Genomic DNA, 572 nt, shown 5'->3' with positions numbered 1-572 from the left:
CGTCTGGTTGACCGACGTCGCCGGGCTCTCGCGACCCGCGGCAGCCCGGCAGCTGCGCTGGACGGCACAGGCGCTCCTCGCACACACCCTGGCCGCGGGTCCTCCCTAGAGGCAGCGAGAGGCAGCCAGAGGTGGGCAGAGGTGGTCAGTCCGGCGCGGTGTCGCCGAGCTGCTTCACGAGGAGGTCGGTGACGGCCTGCTGTTCCTCGATGTAGGGATGGAACGCGAACCCGCCCCGCTTCGGGTCCGGCGACGCGCCGGCGACCCACGGGTCCTTGGCGCAGATGTCGTGGCCCTCGGTGGCCGACCACACGTCGATGTACTCGGCGCCGGCCTTCTCGGCTCCCGCCTCCAGCGCGCGGGTGACCTCGCTGAACAGCTCACGCCCAACGGGATAGTCGGCCGGGGCCAGCGGCATCGCCGGGCACCAACCGGTGGCGGGGATGACCTGCGGGTAGCCGACGATGACCACGCGCGCCTCGGGCGCACGATCGAGGATGTCCCCGACGGCGTCCTCGATGTCGCTGGCGACCTTGTCGATCAGCTGGGACAGCTTGGCCGACCGCTGCGCG

The 572-nt window shown here is 71.9% G+C and carries 1 pseudogene; it reads right to left on the bottom strand.

Annotated elements, in window-relative coordinates:
- Nucleotides 1-145: 145 nt before the first annotated feature.
- Nucleotides 146-572 (bottom strand): annotated as a pseudogene (locus tag ACOADB_RS13995) (hypothetical protein); the annotation flags it as partial.

The organism is Nocardioides sp. CPCC 206348, from assembly GCF_048654705.1.
GTDB lineage: Bacteria > Actinomycetota > Actinomycetes > Propionibacteriales > Nocardioidaceae > Nocardioides.
The sequence above is the reverse complement of the archived record's forward strand: the minus strand, read 5'-3'. Positions and strand labels throughout refer to the sequence as shown.